The sequence below is a fragment of the Sphingomonas sp. GV3 genome (assembly GCF_031082075.1).
GTDB classification, from domain to species: domain Bacteria; phylum Pseudomonadota; class Alphaproteobacteria; order Sphingomonadales; family Sphingomonadaceae; genus Sphingomonas; species Sphingomonas beigongshangi.
The window spans coordinates 2,146,568-2,160,900 of record NZ_JARWLE010000001.1 but is presented as its reverse complement, the minus strand read 5'-3'; the positions used below and the strand labels follow the sequence as shown (position 1 = coordinate 2,160,900).

General features: G+C 72.4%; 19 protein-coding genes. 18 read left to right on the top strand and 1 reads right to left on the bottom strand.

All coding sequences use genetic code 11. The features are described 5' to 3' along the window. Positions 1–25: 25 nt before the first annotated feature. Positions 26–589: a helix-turn-helix domain-containing protein gene (locus RF701_RS10230; protein WP_203309279.1), complete on the bottom strand. Its 564-nt coding sequence runs from the start codon at positions 587–589 to the stop codon at positions 26–28. Positions 590–684: 95 nt separating this feature from the next. Here RF701_RS10230 and RF701_RS10225 point away from each other — a divergent pair, with 95 nt between their 5' ends. From RF701_RS10225 to RF701_RS10140, 18 genes are all read left to right on the top strand, one after another. Continuing rightward, positions 685–1,128 carry a DUF6456 domain-containing protein gene (locus tag RF701_RS10225; protein ID WP_308814902.1) on the top strand — a complete coding sequence of 148 codons (444 nt, stop codon included), beginning with the start codon at positions 685–687 and terminating at the stop codon, positions 1,126–1,128. Positions 1,129–1,223: 95 nt separating this feature from the next. Further along, positions 1,224–2,177: a diaminopimelate epimerase gene (dapF, locus tag RF701_RS10220; RefSeq protein ID WP_308814901.1), complete on the top strand. Its 954-nt coding sequence runs from the start codon at positions 1,224–1,226 to the stop codon at positions 2,175–2,177. Between the two features lie 112 nt (positions 2,178–2,289). Next, a complete protein-coding gene (locus RF701_RS10215) occupies positions 2,290–2,472 on the top strand; it encodes a hypothetical protein (RefSeq protein ID WP_210357672.1) in 183 nt (60 codons plus the stop codon). Between the two features lie 84 nt (positions 2,473–2,556). Beyond that, positions 2,557–2,901 carry a hypothetical protein gene (locus RF701_RS10210; RefSeq protein WP_210357673.1) on the top strand — a complete coding sequence of 115 codons (345 nt, stop codon included), beginning with the start codon at positions 2,557–2,559 and terminating at the stop codon, positions 2,899–2,901. A gap of 545 nt (positions 2,902–3,446) precedes the next feature. Further along, positions 3,447–3,938, top strand: coding sequence for a hypothetical protein (locus RF701_RS10205; protein ID WP_210357674.1), 492 nt, complete (start codon positions 3,447–3,449; stop codon positions 3,936–3,938). Beyond that, positions 3,938–5,284: a terminase large subunit domain-containing protein gene (locus tag RF701_RS10200; RefSeq protein ID WP_308814900.1), complete on the top strand. Its 1,347-nt coding sequence runs from the start codon at positions 3,938–3,940 to the stop codon at positions 5,282–5,284. Before RF701_RS10205 ends, RF701_RS10200 begins: the two co-directional genes overlap by 1 nt. Positions 5,285–5,463: 179 nt before the next feature. Next, positions 5,464–6,573, top strand: a complete 1,110-nt coding sequence (locus tag RF701_RS10195) for a phage portal protein (RefSeq protein ID WP_210357676.1) — start codon at positions 5,464–5,466, stop codon at positions 6,571–6,573. Beyond that, positions 6,570–6,863 carry a DUF6127 family protein gene (locus RF701_RS10190; protein ID WP_203309287.1) on the top strand — a complete coding sequence of 98 codons (294 nt, stop codon included), beginning with the start codon at positions 6,570–6,572 and terminating at the stop codon, positions 6,861–6,863. Before RF701_RS10195 ends, RF701_RS10190 begins: the two co-directional genes overlap by 4 nt. After that, positions 6,860–7,222, top strand: coding sequence for an HK97 family phage prohead protease (locus RF701_RS10185; protein WP_308815649.1), 363 nt, complete (start codon positions 6,860–6,862; stop codon positions 7,220–7,222). The genes RF701_RS10190 and RF701_RS10185 overlap by 4 nt, the downstream gene beginning before the upstream one ends. Positions 7,223–7,251: 29 nt before the next feature. Further along, a complete protein-coding gene (locus RF701_RS10180) occupies positions 7,252–8,250 on the top strand; it encodes a phage major capsid protein (RefSeq protein WP_210357678.1) in 999 nt (332 codons plus the stop codon). Between the two features lie 113 nt (positions 8,251–8,363). Beyond that, on the top strand, positions 8,364–8,885 hold the full coding sequence (locus RF701_RS10175; RefSeq protein WP_210357679.1) for a hypothetical protein: 522 nt from the start codon (positions 8,364–8,366) through the stop codon (positions 8,883–8,885). Next, a complete protein-coding gene (locus RF701_RS10170) occupies positions 8,882–9,265 on the top strand; it encodes a DUF3168 domain-containing protein (protein ID WP_308814899.1) in 384 nt (127 codons plus the stop codon). Before RF701_RS10175 ends, RF701_RS10170 begins: the two co-directional genes overlap by 4 nt. Before the next feature lie 37 nt (positions 9,266–9,302). After that, on the top strand, positions 9,303–9,710 hold the full coding sequence (locus tag RF701_RS10165) for a phage major tail protein, TP901-1 family (RefSeq protein ID WP_308814898.1): 408 nt from the start codon (positions 9,303–9,305) through the stop codon (positions 9,708–9,710). Continuing rightward, positions 9,707–10,021, top strand: a complete 315-nt coding sequence (locus RF701_RS10160; protein ID WP_308814897.1) for a gene transfer agent family protein — start codon at positions 9,707–9,709, stop codon at positions 10,019–10,021. Before RF701_RS10165 ends, RF701_RS10160 begins: the two co-directional genes overlap by 4 nt. A gap of 1 nt (position 10,022) precedes the next feature. Further along, positions 10,023–10,226: a phage tail assembly chaperone gene (locus tag RF701_RS10155; protein ID WP_308814896.1), complete on the top strand. Its 204-nt coding sequence runs from the start codon at positions 10,023–10,025 to the stop codon at positions 10,224–10,226. Further along, positions 10,219–10,764, top strand: a complete 546-nt coding sequence (locus RF701_RS10150) for a tail tape measure protein (RefSeq protein WP_308814894.1) — start codon at positions 10,219–10,221, stop codon at positions 10,762–10,764. Before RF701_RS10155 ends, RF701_RS10150 begins: the two co-directional genes overlap by 8 nt. A gap of 146 nt (positions 10,765–10,910) precedes the next feature. Further along, a complete protein-coding gene (locus tag RF701_RS10145) occupies positions 10,911–13,190 on the top strand; it encodes a DUF2460 domain-containing protein (protein ID WP_308814892.1) in 2,280 nt (759 codons plus the stop codon). Beyond that, entirely contained in the window at positions 13,187–13,987 is an 801-nt protein-coding gene (locus RF701_RS10140; RefSeq protein WP_308814890.1) for a DUF2163 domain-containing protein, read from the top strand. The genes RF701_RS10145 and RF701_RS10140 overlap by 4 nt, the downstream gene beginning before the upstream one ends. The last annotated feature ends 346 nt before the right edge of the window (positions 13,988–14,333 follow it).

Below are 14,333 nucleotides of genomic sequence, written 5' to 3'. Positions count from 1 at the left end.
CGGTACCGCCTCCGTGCAAGCGTTCCTAGAGCGCCCGGACGAGGCGGACGGGGCGTGCGATCCACTTGGGGTGCTCGACCGCGACGGGCTTCGCGCCGGGCGTTAGCGGCAGCAGGTAGACCGCGCCCGCCTCTATCGCGAGCAGCCGGCCGAACGCCATGTCGCCCGCGGGCTGCGGCGCGAGCACGTCGTGCAGCAGCGCGGTGGCGAAGGCATCGGGGGCGAGCATCGCGCACCACAATTCGTCGCCTGCGCGATAATCGCCGATCCCGCCCGAGATGGTGATCGCAACTCCACCGGCCGGCGCGGGAGGCACCGCGATGGTCTGCGGCCGACGCAGCGGGGCGGCCCCCTCCGGCCCCAGCGTCGCGACCACGGGCAGCGCCGGCCGGTCGGGCAGCGTCACCAGCGCGGCGGGCTCGACCTCCAGTGCGGCGGCTATACGATTGAGCCACCCGACGGAGACGGTCCGCGTCCCCATCTCCAGCCGTCCGATCGTCTGTGCCGTGGTCGGCGGCACGCAGCGGCGCGCCACCTCCTCCAGCGTCAGACCCTTGGCACGGCGAACGTCGCGGATGGCGGTAATCATCGAGGGTTCCTAACCAGATAGGTTTTTTCACTTTCCTACAAACCGTGGGGCGTGGCAAGGGAAACGTGCGATTCGGGTAAAAGGAGGCGAGGTGGATGCAGCGGGATCTTCGCGAGACACGGCTGGCGCCATCGGGGCGACGGGTGACGGTGAACGTGGCGGAATCGCCGCTCGGCTGGCTGCGCGCGCGCGGACTGGTCGACGCGCGCCAGTGCGAGGCGGGCGAGCGGCTGCGGCAGGATTATGAGCGCGCGGCGCTGGCGCCACGGGTGACGATGGGCTGGGACGGCGTCCGCGTCGACGGCGGCGGCGGCGGCGGGGGACTGGATCCGGCGGCGGCGCAGATCGCGGCGAAGCGGCGGTTCGACGCCGCGGTGACCGAACTGGGACCGGGCCTGTCCGACGTCGCGTGGCGGGTGATATGCGCGGGCGAGGCGCTGCCGGCGGCGGAGAAGGCGCTGGGCTGGCCGGCGCGTGCGGGGCGCCTCGTGCTGACGCTGGCACTGGACCGGCTGGCAGGCCATTACCGGCTGCCCTGATATCCGGTAGGGGAACGGCGACGGGCGCCGCGCGTTGAGCGGGGACCGGAGGAGAGGGTGCGGCGGCGCGAGTCGCCTTGTGGGGTAGGCAAGTCGTGCGTTTCGAGTTCGTGAAGTGCCATGGGTCCGGTAACGATTTTCCGCTGATCGACGCGCGGCATCTGATCCTGAGCGACAGGGTATGGGCGCAGGTCGCGCGGGCGCTTGCCGATCGGCGCGGCCCGGTCGGCGGCGACGGCCTGCTGCTGCTGGCGCCGGGGCGCGACGGCGCCGAATTCGCGATGCGCATGTTCAACGCGGACGGCAGCGAGGCGGAGACGTGCCTTAACGGCCTGCGCTGCGTCGCGCGGCTGGGCTTCGAGGCGACCGAACGCGACAGCGCGCTGGTGTCGCTCAAGACGTCGACCGCGACGGTAGAGCGTGACGCGGCGGTGGCGCCAGGCGTCGTGACGATCCGGGAAACGGCGGGACCGGCGGGCCTGAGCCTCGCCGACTGGCCGATGCACGGCATCGACGGCGACCGGATCGTCGACGCGCCCGTGTCGCCGCTGGGCAGCGACAGGCGGTTCACGGCGGTGACGATGCCCAATCCGCACCTGGTCGCCTTCGTCGACGCCATAGACGAGGCGGAACTGGTCGCGATCGGCACCGCATGCGAGGCTGCGCCCGACTGGCTGCCCAACCGCGCCAACGTGTCCTTCGTCGAGGTGCGTGGACCCGACCTGTTCGTGCGCACCTTCGAACGCGGCGTCGGCCTTACCGACAGCTGCGGCAGCGCGATGGCGGCATCGAGCTTCGCCGCCTGCCTGACCGGGCGGCTGGGCTATGACGCGCCGATCACGGTGTTCAACAAGGGCGGCCTTGTCCGCGCCCGCGTCGCGCGCGATGCGATGGTGCAGCTGTCGGGCAACGCCACCTGGGAATGGTCGGGCTCGATCGCGGTCGACCCCGACTCCGGCCAAGCGGGCGACCTGACGGTCGATCGCCACTTCGACGACGAGATCGCCGCCTGGGCGAAGGTCGCAGACGGGGTAAGCCGACACCGCTGACACGTCGGGACGCCGTGCGTCCCATATCCGCCTTCAACACACGTGATGGTCGCGCCGCCGCCCGAAGGGCAGGAGTCGCCACATCCCTGACTTACAACGAAATGTACGAACGATGCAGGACGATAGCAGCTATTTCTACGACCGGGCGGAAACCGAGCTGGAACTCGCCCAGCGCGCCGTGCATCCCATGGCGGTGCGCGCGCATTACATCATCGCCAACCATTACCTCGACCGTTGCTACGGCAGCGGCGACGCCGTGAGCGATGCGCCCGACGAGGATGCGGTCGCGGCCTGACGCGATCGCGACGCGCGGCTTGATTGTCGCGTGAACCCTTGATGCCGCCGTTCGTTGATCGCCCCGGAGACGCAGGGGTGTCCCATGGACGAACGGCATCAGGACGAGGACGCGCTGAAGGCGGCGCAGGACGGACGGCTCTATCCGGTCGGTCGCGCGCTGCGTGCGACCTATGATGCCGAAAACCACGATACGCTGGGGCGCGACGTGACGGGCCTGATGATCAACCTGTCGCATATCCCCTATCCCGGCGAGCAGCCGCTGCGCGACCATGCGACGCGCGATGGCGCCGCCCGGGCGCACCAGGCCGATATCGCGAACGGACCGGCGGAAGACGCCGGACTGGCGCGGCGTCTGGCCCAATGGTGGCGGCGGATCGTCCCCCGCGGTTCGACGGGCACCGACGGCGAACGTCCCGCGCGGCCCTGAGGCGCGCGGCGATCTTCGCCTTGCCCGCCGCGGCGGGTCGCGAGTCGATGACGCCGGCGACTGTCCTACCGCCGCTTTCCGATCCCGATGCGTCGTAGCGGACGCGCGTTTAATCAGTGCCGGTCGGGACGGATGTCGCCGAACCCATGATCGCGATCGTCCGCCCGAGAGGACGGTACCCCTTCCGGCCCACCGATATGTCCATGCCCACCATCCCGGCGCCCGGCGCCTTGGGATCGCCAAGCTAGAAGGCGCGCGTCCTGTCGACGGCAGGCAAGCGCCGACGGAGGGCGGATAGGTCATCGACCGGAGTTCCGCGCCGACACTGCACACTCCTCATCAACCCCCTGCTGTTCCTGCATTTAACCTATTTGGCACATTATGCTTGACATCGTGACGCTGTTATGGCACAAAACAGGAACATCGACGAGGTGCGGCAGCGGAACCGGTGGTGCCGTCCCGCCTCGATCCCTCAGCGCAAGACCACCGGGACGGCGGGACCCTCCGCCCCGGGATGCGCGGCCGCAAGCGACAGGAGAGGCGACATGGCGCAGGATGAGACGCAGGCCGGTTCGACCGCGATGCGGCCGCGTGGACAGTGGATCCGCTGGAATCGCCAGATGACGGAGGCCTTCCTCAGCCATCTGGCGGGCAGCTGCAACGTCGCGGCCTCCGCCCGCGCGATCGGCGTGACGCCGACGCAGGTTCACCACCGTCGTCGCACCAACACCGCCTTTGCTCTGGCGTGGGCGGCGGCGCTGGAGGCGGGGTATCAACTGCTCGAGACGCGGCTGCTCGGCCATGTCCTGAAGGGCGGCGGCGACGGCACCATCGCGCCGGACGATCCCGATTGCGTCGGACCCGTCGACTGGGAGGGCGGCATCAAGCTGCTGACGATATATCGCGCGCGTCGCGACGGCCGGGCGAAGGCGGGCGGCTTCAAGCCGGTTGTCGCGACGCGCGACGAAACCGATGCCGCGATCCTCAAGAAGCTGGCGGTGCTCGCCGCGGCGCGATCGCGGCAGGGGGAGGCGTGATGGCGGCCGATGGCGAACGGCCGCCGCAGCGAAGCGTCAATATCATCGCGGCGCTTGCCGTCCTTCCCGAGGACGAGCGACGCGCGCTTGTCCGCAGCCTGACCAAGCCGATGCAGCGGGAGTTGCTGGAGCGCTGGGTCGGCGGCTGGGCGCAGCCTGGCCAGGCGCCGCCCCCCGACGCGCTCTGGCGCATCTGGCTGATCCGCGCGGGCCGCGGTTTCGGCAAGACGCGCGCCGGCGCGGAATGGGTGACGGCGGTGGCGGTCGGTAACGACGACGCGCGGATCGCACTGGTCGGCGCGACCGCCGAGGATGTCCGTCGGGTGATGATCGACGGGCCGAGCGGGCTGCGGGCGGTAGCGCGGTTCAACAAGGCGCCGCGCTTTCTGCAGCACAGGGGCGAAGTGCGCTGGCCGGGCGGCGCGGTCGCCTATGTCTATTCGGCCGATGCGCCCGACCAGTTGCGTGGTCCGGAGCATGATGCGGCATGGTGCGACGAACTGGCCAAATGGCGCCGTGGCGACGCCGCCTGGGACAATCTGATGATGGGCATGCGGCGCGGCGCGCACCCGCGCGTGGTGGTGACGACGACGCCGCGCCCGACCGCCCTGATGCGGCGCGTGATGCGCAGCCGGGGCCTCGTCGAGACGCGGGGGCGGACGCGCGACAATGCCTATCTGCCGCGCGCCTTCGTCGAGCAGGTCGAGGACACCTATGGCGGCACGACGCTCGGCCGCCAGGAACTGGACGGCGAGATGATCGACGATATCCCCGGCGCGCTGTGGACGCGCGCGCTGCTCGACGCGGCGGCGAGCGGGGAGCGGCCCGCGCCGGTACGCGTCGTCGTTGGCGTCGACCCGCCCGCCGGCGACGGACGGAGCGGCGGCGACGCCTGCGGGATCGTCGCGGTCGCGCTGGACGGGGACGGCATCGGCCATGTGCTGGAGGATGCGAGCATCGCCGGCGGGTCGCCGGAGGGCTGGGCCCGCGCGGTCGCGGCCTGCGCCGCGCGGCACGGCGCGGATCGCGTGGTGGCGGAGGCGAACCAAGGCGGTGCGATGGTGCGGTCGGTGCTGCTCGCCGCGGACGTGACGCTGCCGGTCAGGCTGGTGCGCGCCAGCCGGGGCAAGGCCGCCCGGGCAGAGCCGGTCGCGGCGCTCTACGAACGCGGCAAGGTCCGGCACTGCGGCCGCTTTCCGGCGCTGGAGGACGAAATGTGCGGCCTGGTCGCCGGCGGCGGCTATCACGGGCCGGGGCAGTCGCCCGATCGGGCGGATGCGCTCGTCTGGGCGCTCACCGCCCTGATGCTGGGGCCGAAGACGCAGGCGGGGGTGCGGCGCGTCTAGTGTGCGATCCAGCAAAGCTGGATCGGCGCGGTATCGGCCCTCATCCCATTGGGCCGCCCATCCGGGATAGGCTGCGTGGGCGGACGGGTGGGGGTGAGGGCCAAATCGCGACGGAGTTGCGCGGCGCGACTTTGATCGTCCGCCCGCCGGCCGGAAGGCCGAGAGCCAGGAGAGATGGGATGCGGTTGTTCGGAAAACGGACGCGCGACGGCGCGCGCCCGGCGCTGGCGCGTGGCGCGGGACCGATGGAGGCGGGGACGTGGCCCCGGTCCTATGAGGCGCAATTGCGCGAGGGCTTTGCCGGCAATCCGATCGCGCAGCGCGCGGTGAAGCTGATCGCCGAGGCCGTGGGCGGCGCGCCGCTGGTCGCGTCGGCGCCCGCGCTCGCCGCCATGGTCGCCGCGCGTGACGGTGGACAGGCGCTGCTCGAGACGGCGGCGGCGCAGCTGCTGCTGCACGGCAACGCCTATGTGCAGGTGCTGCGCGATCCGGATGGCGGCGCGGTCGCGCTTTATGCGCTGCGGCCCGAGCGCGTGTCGGTCGAGGTCGACGCCGGGGGCTGGCCCGCCGCCTATCGCTATCGCGTGGGCGAGCGGGTGGCGCGGCTGACGGCCGAGGGGCCACGGCCGGACGTGATCCACGTCCGCAGCTTCAATCCGCTCGACGATCATTACGGCATGGGGTGCCTGGGCGTCGCCGCGCCGGGGATCGCGATCCACAATGCGGCGGCGCGGTGGAACAAGGCACTGCTCGACAACGCCGCCCGGCCGTCCGGGGCGCTGGTCTACGATCCCGGCGACGGATCGGCGCTGTCGGCGGACCAGTTCGACCGGCTGAAGGCGGAGATGGAGGCGGGATTCGCGGGGACGGGCAATGCCGGGCGGCCGATGCTGCTGGAAGGCGGGCTGAAATGGCAGGCGCTGTCGCTGTCGCCCGCCGACATGGATTTCGTCGGGCTGAAGGCGACGGCGGCGCGCGAGATCGCGCTCGCCTTCGGGGTGCCGCCGATGCTGCTCGGCCTGCCCGGCGATGCGACCTATGCGAATTATCGCGAGGCGAACCGGGCCCTCTGGCGCCTGACGGTGCTGCCGCTCGCCGACACGCTGTTGCGGGGCCTGGCGCAGGGGCTGGCGGGCTGGTTCGAGGGGGCGGCGCTGGCGGTCGACCTCGACCATGTGCCGGCGCTGGCGGAGGAGCGCGCGCAATTATGGGCTTCCGTGACCGCCGCGGATTTCCTGACGCTGGAAGAGAAGCGGGCGATGCTCGGGATCGGGGAGGCGCGGCGATGAGCGGTGACGTGCTGACGCAGCTGCTGGCGCAGGGCGCGCGCGAGGGCGCGGACGTGACCACGCTGCGCGCGATCGTCGAGGAGGCGGGCGAACTGGGGGCGACGCGGGCGCTGACGCGGCTGGGGCTGGCGGACGAGGCGGCGCATGGCGACCTTGCCGAACTGCGCCAGCTAATCGGCGCATGGCGGGCGGCCAAGACCTCCGCGTGGAAGGCGGCGGCGGGCTGGTGCGCGGCGCTGTTGCTGACGGGACTGGCGATCAAGCTGGGGTTCGGCGCGTGGCTGCGCTGAGCTTCGCGGGCTATGCCGCCGTGTTCGACCGCGTCGACCGTGCCGGCGACGTGATGCGGGCCGGCGCCTTTGCCGGGGCGCACATGGTGCCGCTGCTGCGCGACCATCGCGGCACGCCGGTGGGGCGGATCGATGCGATCGGGGAGGATGCGCACGGCCTGCGCGTCACCGGGACGATCGACGATGCGGCGGTGGCGCGGCTGGTGCGCTGCGGCGCGCTGGCGGGCCTGTCGGTCGGCTATCGGCCGCTCGCGGTGTGCCAGCGCGCGCGGCGCGAACTGCTGCGCGTCGCACTGGCCGAAGTGAGCCTGGTGGCGGTGCCGATGCAGCCGCTGGCACGGATCGACCGGCTCGGCTGAGCGGCGGGTTTCAACGAGGGAGAAAAGGCATGGACGTGGTCGAGAGGCCGGCGCTGGACGGCGCGCGGGCGGAAGAAACCGGGGCGTTCGCGGGCTTCGTGCGGAGCGGCGCGACGCTGGAGATGAAGGCGTTCACCGGCGTCAGCGGCGACGCCGGCGGCTATGCGGTGCCGCGCGAGATCGACGCGCAGATCGCGTCGGTGATGAAGACCATCTCGCCGATCCGCGGCATCGCGCAGGTGGTGCAGGTCGGGTCGGCGGGCTATCGCAAGCTGATCACCACCGGCGGGACCCCGTCCGGCTGGGCGGCGGAGACCGCGGCGCGGCCCGAGACGGCCACGCCCGTCTTCGCCGAACTCGTGCCGCCGATGGGCGAGCTCTACGCCAATCCCAGCGCGAGCCAGGCGATGCTGGACGACGCGGCGTTCGACGTCGAGCAATGGCTGGCGGGCGAGATCGGTCAGGAATTCGCCAGGGCGGAGGGCGCGGCCTTCGTCAACGGCAGCGGCGTCAACCGTCCCAAGGGGTTCCTGCAGGCGCCGACGGCGGCGGCGAAGGACGGCGCGCGGCCGCTGGGGACGCTGCAATATCTGGCGACGGGCAGCGCTGGCGATTTCGGTGCGGGCGCCGACGAGCGGCTGGTCGATCTAGTCCAGAGCCTGCGCGCGCCGTACCGGCAGGGCGCGTGCTTCGTCATGAATGCGGCGACGCTGGCCCGGATCCGCAAGCTCAAGAGCGGCGACGGCGTTCCCCTGTGGCAGCCGAGCCTGGCAGGCGGGCAGCCGGCGACATTGCTCGGCTATCCGGTCGTCGAGGCGGAGGACATGCCCGACATCGCGCCGAACAGCCTGTCGATCGCGTTCGGCAATTTCCGGGCCGGCTATCTGATCGCCGAGCGCAGCGAGACCGCGATCCTGCGCGATCCCTATACCAACAAGCCGTTCGTCAGCTTCTACGCGACGCGGCGCATCGGCGGGTGCGTCGCCGACAGCGAGGCGATCAAGCTGATGAAGTTCGCGGCGGCGTGAGGCCGACGGGCGAGGGGGTGGGTCCGGGCGGGGGCCGCCCGAAGGGGGGGGGGGCGGCTCCGGGCGGGCGCCGCTCCCGCGCACGGGCGGATCGATGAAGGCGGGAGGCGCGAATGGCGGAGGGGGCATTTCCCGCCGCGGCGGTCGCGGATGCGGCGGCGGCGGCGGGCGCATATCTGCGCGTCGAGGCGGATGCGGTGATGGCGCGATGCGCCGACTGCGCGCTCGGCGTGGCGGAGGACTTTTGCGGACGGACCTGGATCCGGCGCACGCACCAAGCGGTGATCGGCGCAGGCACCGGCTGGCAGCGGCTGGCGCGGGCGCCGGTCGCCGGGATCACCGGCGCCGTCGGCCTGCCGGCGGAGGGCGCGCCGTTCGTGCTGCCGGTCGAGGCCTATGGCTATGACATCGACAGCGGCGGCGTCGGCTGGGTGCGCGTGCTGGCGCCCGGCGCGGCGGGGCGGGTGGCGATCAGCTATGTCGCGGGGCTGGGCGATTGGGGCGACCTGCCCGGTCCCGTCGCGACGGGCGTCACGCTGATCGCGGCGCATCTGTTCGAGCATCGCGAGGCGGACGCGCAGCCGCCCGCGGCGGTCGCCGCGCTGCTGCGGCCCTATCGTCAGGTGCGGCTGTGAACGGCGCGGGCGAGGCGCTGCGCGCGGCCATGCTCCGCCAACTCGCGCCGCTCCGCGTGTTCGATGCGCCGCCGGTGCGCGCCGCGCTGCCCTTTGCGGTGGTCGGCGAGCCGGTGCTGGCGGCAATCGACGCGGCGGCCCTGAGCGGGCGCGGCGGCACGATCGTCATCGCGGCGGAGGACGAGGGGGAGGCACCCGACCGGCTGCGCCGTCTGCTGGCGGGGGTGGAAGCGGCGGTCGACGCGATGCCGACGGACCTCGGCGCGGGCGGCTGGCGGCTGGCGAGCGTCGCGCTCTCGCGCAGCCGGATCGTGGGCAAGGGGCGGCGCTGGACCGGCATGACCGAATTCGCGGTGCGCCTGTACCGGGCGAACGGGTGACGGGCGCGCACCGCATCACAACGAAGGGAGACGGGATATGGCAGTGGAACGGGGCAGCGCGTTTCTGCTCAAGGTCGGCGACGGCGGGGCGAACCCCGTCTTCGCGACGGTGGCGGGACTGCGTACGACGCAGCTCAGCATCAACGGCGAGACGGTGGTGGTGACCACCAAGGATTCGGGCGGCTGGCGGCAATTGCTGTCCGGCGCCGGCGTGCGCAGCGTCAGCGTGTCGGGCGCGGGCGTCTTCACCGGATCGGCGGCGGAAGCGAGGATCAAGGGCAATGCGCTCGCGGGCACGACCGACGATTATCGGCTGAGCTTCGAGGGGGGCGATAGCCTGACCGGCCGCTTCCTCGTCACGCGCCTGGACTATGCGGGCGATTTCAACGGCGAACGCTCGTACACGCTAAGCCTCGAGAGCGCCGGCTCGGTGGTGGCGGCATGACGGCGCCGGCCAATCCGCTGCGCGGCGAGGCGGCCGTGCGGGTCAACGGCACGGACCTGGTACTGCGCCCCAGCTTCCAGGCGCTGGTCGCGGCGGAGGGCGAGCTGGGGCCGCTCTTCGCGCTGGTCGAACGCGCCGTCGCGGGCAGACTGTCGCTCACCGAGACGGTGGCGCTGTTCTGGCATTGCCTGCGCGAGGTGCCGGAGGGGGTGACGCGCGAGGTGCTGGGCGAGGCGCTGGCGGCGATGGGGCTGGCAAAGCTGGCACCGGTGTTGCGCGTGCTGCTGAGCCAGATCCTGGCGGGGCGCTGAAATGTCGACGTTCGGGGAGGGGGCGGCGCGGCTGGCGGGGATCGTCGGCGCGGGGCTGGGGTGGAGCCCCGACGCCTTCTGGCAGGCCACGCCGGCGGAGATCGCCGCCGTGGTCGCCGGCGTCGCTGCGCCCCAAGGGGCAACGGTGCCGCCCGCCGATGCGGCGCTGATCGCGCGGTTGCGGAAGGAGCATCCCGATGGATGACCTGGAGACGATGGCGGCGCGGGTGCGGCTGGATACGGGCGCGTTCGCGCGCGAGGTCGAGGCGATGCGCGGCACGCTGGAGGGCACGCTGGGCCTGGGTGCGATGCGGGCGGGGCGATCGATCGAGACCGCGCTGCTGCGCGCGGCCAAACAGGGCGCATTCGGCTTCGACCAGTTGAAGAGCGTGGCGCTGGCCGCGCTCGGCGAGATCGCGCGTGCGGCGATCGGGGCGGGCGTGGGCGCGGCGACGGGCGGCCAGGCGCAGACGCTGGGCGGGGCGTTGGTGAGCCTGCTCGGCCTTGCCGGGCGGGCGACGGGTGGTCCGGTGTCGCCGGGACAAGCCTATATGGTCGGCGAGCGTGGTCCCGAACTGTTCGTGCCGACCAGCGCCGGACGGGTGGAACCGTCGCCGCCGGCCGCGGCACGCGACATACGAGTCGCCATCACCGTGCGCGCGGAGCCCGGCGCGGCGCCGGCGGCTTTGCAACAATCGAGCCGGCAGGTGGCGCGCGCGGTCAAGGCCGCGCTGGACGGGTGAGGCGTCACGCCCGGCCGGCTGGCGGGACTTTGCCCCGTGGGTTCCGCTGAGCGACAGTGCGGCAGCCTCCGCCATCCGGCCTGTCCCGGGCGAAAGGGCGATCGCCGCCTTTTCCGTGCGATCGCAATGACAGGGAGACACGCGCCATGGGACATCGGTTGTGCCGCGCGCGGGCCGGGCAGGTCGAAGGCGTGGTGACGCGGTTCGACCCGCGTTTCTGGACGGTCAACTTTCCGCGCCCGATGATGGCGGCGGTGACGACGACCGCGTCGGACGCGCTGCGCGTCGATGCGGTCTTCTACAAGCGCGACGATCTCGCCGGGCTGATCTGGGAGGCGGAGGATCGCTGGGACCATCCGCTGCTGCGCTATGCGACCGCGCGCGATTTCCGCGACTGCCGCCTGAACTTCCGCTGGCGCTCGGAGGGGGTGCGCGCGCTCGACGCGGTCAACGGCCCGGTGCTGACGATCGAGGGGCGCGACAGCCTGGGGCAGCCGCGATCCTGGTACGTTCGGCTGTGGAATTACGCGACCGGCACGCCCGAGGATGCGCGGGTCACCATCGATTTCGCGCGTGTCGCGGGCGGGTTCCTGTTGCCGGGCGAAGCGGATCCGGTGTGGGCGGGCGACGTGGATCGCATGTTCGTGTCGCTGGTGCCGCCCGGGTACGACGGTGTCGACGGACCGCTTCCGGTGGCGCAGGAGGCCTGGGTCGAGCTGACCGACATCGGGTGCGAGGGGCCGGGATCGGTGCTGGCGATCGGCGACGCGGTGTTGCCGGAACAGGCCTTCCAGATCGCCAGCGGCTATGACGACTGCTACAATCTGACGCCGGCGCGGCTGCTCCGCAACGCGCTGCATCTCGGCTATCGCGGCGCGATCACGCATTATGTCGGGATGAGCCACTATTTCCGGCTCGAGGCGCTGTACGGCGGCTATTACGTCAGCCTGTCCGGCGGTGCGCTCAACACCGCCTGCGCCGCCTGGCATCGCGATTTCGCGGCACGCGCGCAGGCGCTGGGCTATGACATCATCTGGTCGATGAGCTACGAGCTGTTCGACGCGCATTGCTGGAACGACTGGAAGCAGCGCGCCGCCGACGGCAGTCCGGCGCTGACCGGCTGGACGCCGCCGTCGACGTTGCTCAGCCCCGCCCATGCGGGTGCGATGGCCTATCTGCGACAGGTCGCGGCGGCATTCATGGGACTGGCGGTCGCAGCCGGCCTGGCGGCGAAATTCCAGGTCGGCGAGCCGTGGTGGTGGACGATGGCCGACGGGCGGCCATGCCTTTACGATGCGGCGGCGGCGGCGGCGTTCGCACCGGCGGCGATCCCCACGCTGCGCGCACCGTTGAGCACGGACCAGCGCGCGACGCTGGATCGTGCGGGGGCATGCCTGGCCGCATCGACCGCGGCCCTGTGCGCCGCGGCCAGAGCGGTCGCGCCGGGCTGCGTCACGCACCTCCTCACGTTCCTGCCGACGGTGCTCGACACCGCGGCGCCGGAGGCGAAACGGGCCAACATGCCGGTCGGCTGGGCCTATCCGGCGTTCGACGTGCTGCAGCTGGAGGATTACGACTGGGTCACGGCGGGCGACAGCGTCGCCACGGCGCGCGGCGTCGCGGCGGCGGAGGCACGGCTGCGCTATCCGCCCACGCGGCAGCATTACCTGTCCGGGTTCGTGCTCGATGCCGCGAAAGCCGATCAATGGACAATGATCGAGGCGGCGGCCGCGGCGGCAAGGGCGCGTGGCGTCGCCTCGGTGGTGCTGTGGGCACTGCCGCAGGTGGTGCGCGACGGCTTCATACGCTTCGACGATGCGGATGGCGGCGGGGAGGATGCGATGCAGGCCTATGACGACGTGCTGTTCCCGATCGCGCTGGGCCGCGAGGCACAGGTCTCGCCGACCTTCTCGACGGATATCCTGACGGCGGCCGGCGGTGCGGAACAGCGCAATGCCCGCTGGGCGGAGGCGCGGACGCATTACGATATCGGCCCCGGCCTCCGCGCCGAGGCGGATGTCGCGATCCTGCTCGCCTTCTTTCGCGCCCGGATGGGGCCGGCGCGGGCGTTCCGCCTGCGCGACCCCTTCGACAGTCGCGGCGTCGACGAGGCGATCGGCACCGGCGACGGCGTGACGCGACGCTTCCCGCTGGTGCGGCATTATGGCGAGGCGACGCGGCGCATCGTGCGCCCGGTCGCGGGCAGCGTCAGCATCGCGGTCGCCGGCCAGCCCACGCAAGGCTTTTCGGTGGACGGCGACGGCGTGGTGACGCTGGACGCCGCGCCGGCGGCGGGCGCGGCGGTGACGGCGAGCTTCACCTTCGACGTGGTGGTGCGGTTCGCGGAGGACCGGCTGACCGTCAATCGCGCGACCTTCCTGGCCGGCGAGGCGCCGTCGGTGCCGCTGATCGAGGTGCGGCCATGAGCGGGGATCTGCGCACGATCGCCCTGTGCTGGCGGGTCGAGCGACGCGACGGGGTGGCGATCGGCCTGACCGCGCACGACCGCGACCTGACCATCGACGGTCTGATCCACCGGGCCTCGCCCGGGATGACGCCGTCCGCGGTCGTGCGGGCGGCCGGACTCGAGCCGGACACGATGGACGTCGCGGGCGCGCTGACGAGCGGTGCGATCGGAGAGACGGACCTGATCGCGGGACGCTGGGACGGGGCGCGGGTGCGGGTGTTCGCGGTCGACTGGTCGGACGGTACGGTCGTCGCGGAGCTGGGCGAGGGGACGATCGGCGCGGTCGAGCTGGCGCAGGGCGGGTTCACGGCGGAACTGGCGGGGGTGACGGCGGCGCTGGCGCGGCCGGTGGCAGAGGAGACGTCGCCGGAATGCCGTGCCGAGCTGGGCGATGCGCGCTGCCGCGTCGCGATGGCGGGCCGGCGGCGGTTCGTTCGTGTCGTCGCGGCGGCCGGGCGGATGATCACGGTCGATGCCGACGAACCGTCGGGCGGCGCCTATGCCGATGGGCGGCTGCGCTGGTTCGGCGGTGCCAATGCCGGGCTCGACCAGGCGATCGCCGCGTCGGACGGGCGGACGGTCGCACTGGCGCAGCCGCCCGCCTTTGCCGTCGCGCCCGGTGCGCTCGTCGAACTGGCCGAGGGATGCGACAAGAGCCTCGCCACCTGCGCAGGCCGGTTCGGCAATGCGGCGAACTTCCGGGGCGAGCCGCATCTGCCGGGTATCGACCTGCTGACGCGTTACCCCGGTGGGTGAGGCGGGGGCGGCCGCCGCGCGGGCGCTGATCGGCACGCGCTTCCGCCTCCACGGACGCGATGGTGCCGGCGCGGACTGCCTGGGCGTGGCGGTCGCCGCGCTGCGCGCGGACGGATGGGATGGCGGCGTGCCGACGGGATATGCGCTGCGCGGCGGCGTCGCGGCGACCGTGGTGGCCCGGCTCGACGCGGTGCTGGAACGTACGGCGGTCGCGGGCCCCGGCGACATACTGCTCTTCGTGGCCGGGCCGGGGCAATTGCATTTCGCCGTGCGGACGGCGGGCGGCATCGTCCATGCGGACGCCGGATTGGGGCGGGTCGTCGAGCGGCGGGGCGCGGCGGACTGG

Bases quoted from the DNA above. Each gene is read 5' to 3' on its own strand.
- RF701_RS10215 (WP_210357672.1), top strand. From the start codon at position 2,290: ATGCAGGACGATAGCAGCTATTTCTACGACCGGGCGGAAACCGAGCTG.
- RF701_RS10190 (WP_203309287.1), top strand. From the start codon at position 6,570: ATGAGCGGTGACGTGCTGACGCAGCTGCTGGCGCAGGGCGCGCGCGAG.
- RF701_RS10195 (WP_210357676.1), top strand. From the start codon at position 5,464: ATGCGGTTGTTCGGAAAACGGACGCGCGACGGCGCGCGCCCGGCGCTG.
- RF701_RS10150 (WP_308814894.1), top strand. From the start codon at position 10,219: ATGGATGACCTGGAGACGATGGCGGCGCGGGTGCGGCTGGATACGGGC.
- RF701_RS10225 (WP_308814902.1), top strand. From the start codon at position 685: ATGCAGCGGGATCTTCGCGAGACACGGCTGGCGCCATCGGGGCGACGG.
- RF701_RS10200 (WP_308814900.1), top strand. From the start codon at position 3,938: ATGGCGGCCGATGGCGAACGGCCGCCGCAGCGAAGCGTCAATATCATC.
- RF701_RS10230 (WP_203309279.1), bottom strand. From the start codon at position 589: ATGATTACCGCCATCCGCGACGTTCGCCGTGCCAAGGGTCTGACGCTG.
- RF701_RS10175 (WP_210357679.1), top strand. From the start codon at position 8,364: ATGGCGGAGGGGGCATTTCCCGCCGCGGCGGTCGCGGATGCGGCGGCG.
- RF701_RS10155 (WP_308814896.1), top strand. From the start codon at position 10,023: ATGTCGACGTTCGGGGAGGGGGCGGCGCGGCTGGCGGGGATCGTCGGC.
- RF701_RS10145 (WP_308814892.1), top strand. From the start codon at position 10,911: ATGGGACATCGGTTGTGCCGCGCGCGGGCCGGGCAGGTCGAAGGCGTG.
- RF701_RS10165 (WP_308814898.1), top strand. From the start codon at position 9,303: ATGGCAGTGGAACGGGGCAGCGCGTTTCTGCTCAAGGTCGGCGACGGC.
- RF701_RS10210 (WP_210357673.1), top strand. From the start codon at position 2,557: ATGGACGAACGGCATCAGGACGAGGACGCGCTGAAGGCGGCGCAGGAC.
- RF701_RS10205 (WP_210357674.1), top strand. From the start codon at position 3,447: ATGGCGCAGGATGAGACGCAGGCCGGTTCGACCGCGATGCGGCCGCGT.
- RF701_RS10160 (WP_308814897.1), top strand. From the start codon at position 9,707: ATGACGGCGCCGGCCAATCCGCTGCGCGGCGAGGCGGCCGTGCGGGTC.
- RF701_RS10180 (WP_210357678.1), top strand. From the start codon at position 7,252: ATGGACGTGGTCGAGAGGCCGGCGCTGGACGGCGCGCGGGCGGAAGAA.
- RF701_RS10140 (WP_308814890.1), top strand. From the start codon at position 13,187: ATGAGCGGGGATCTGCGCACGATCGCCCTGTGCTGGCGGGTCGAGCGA.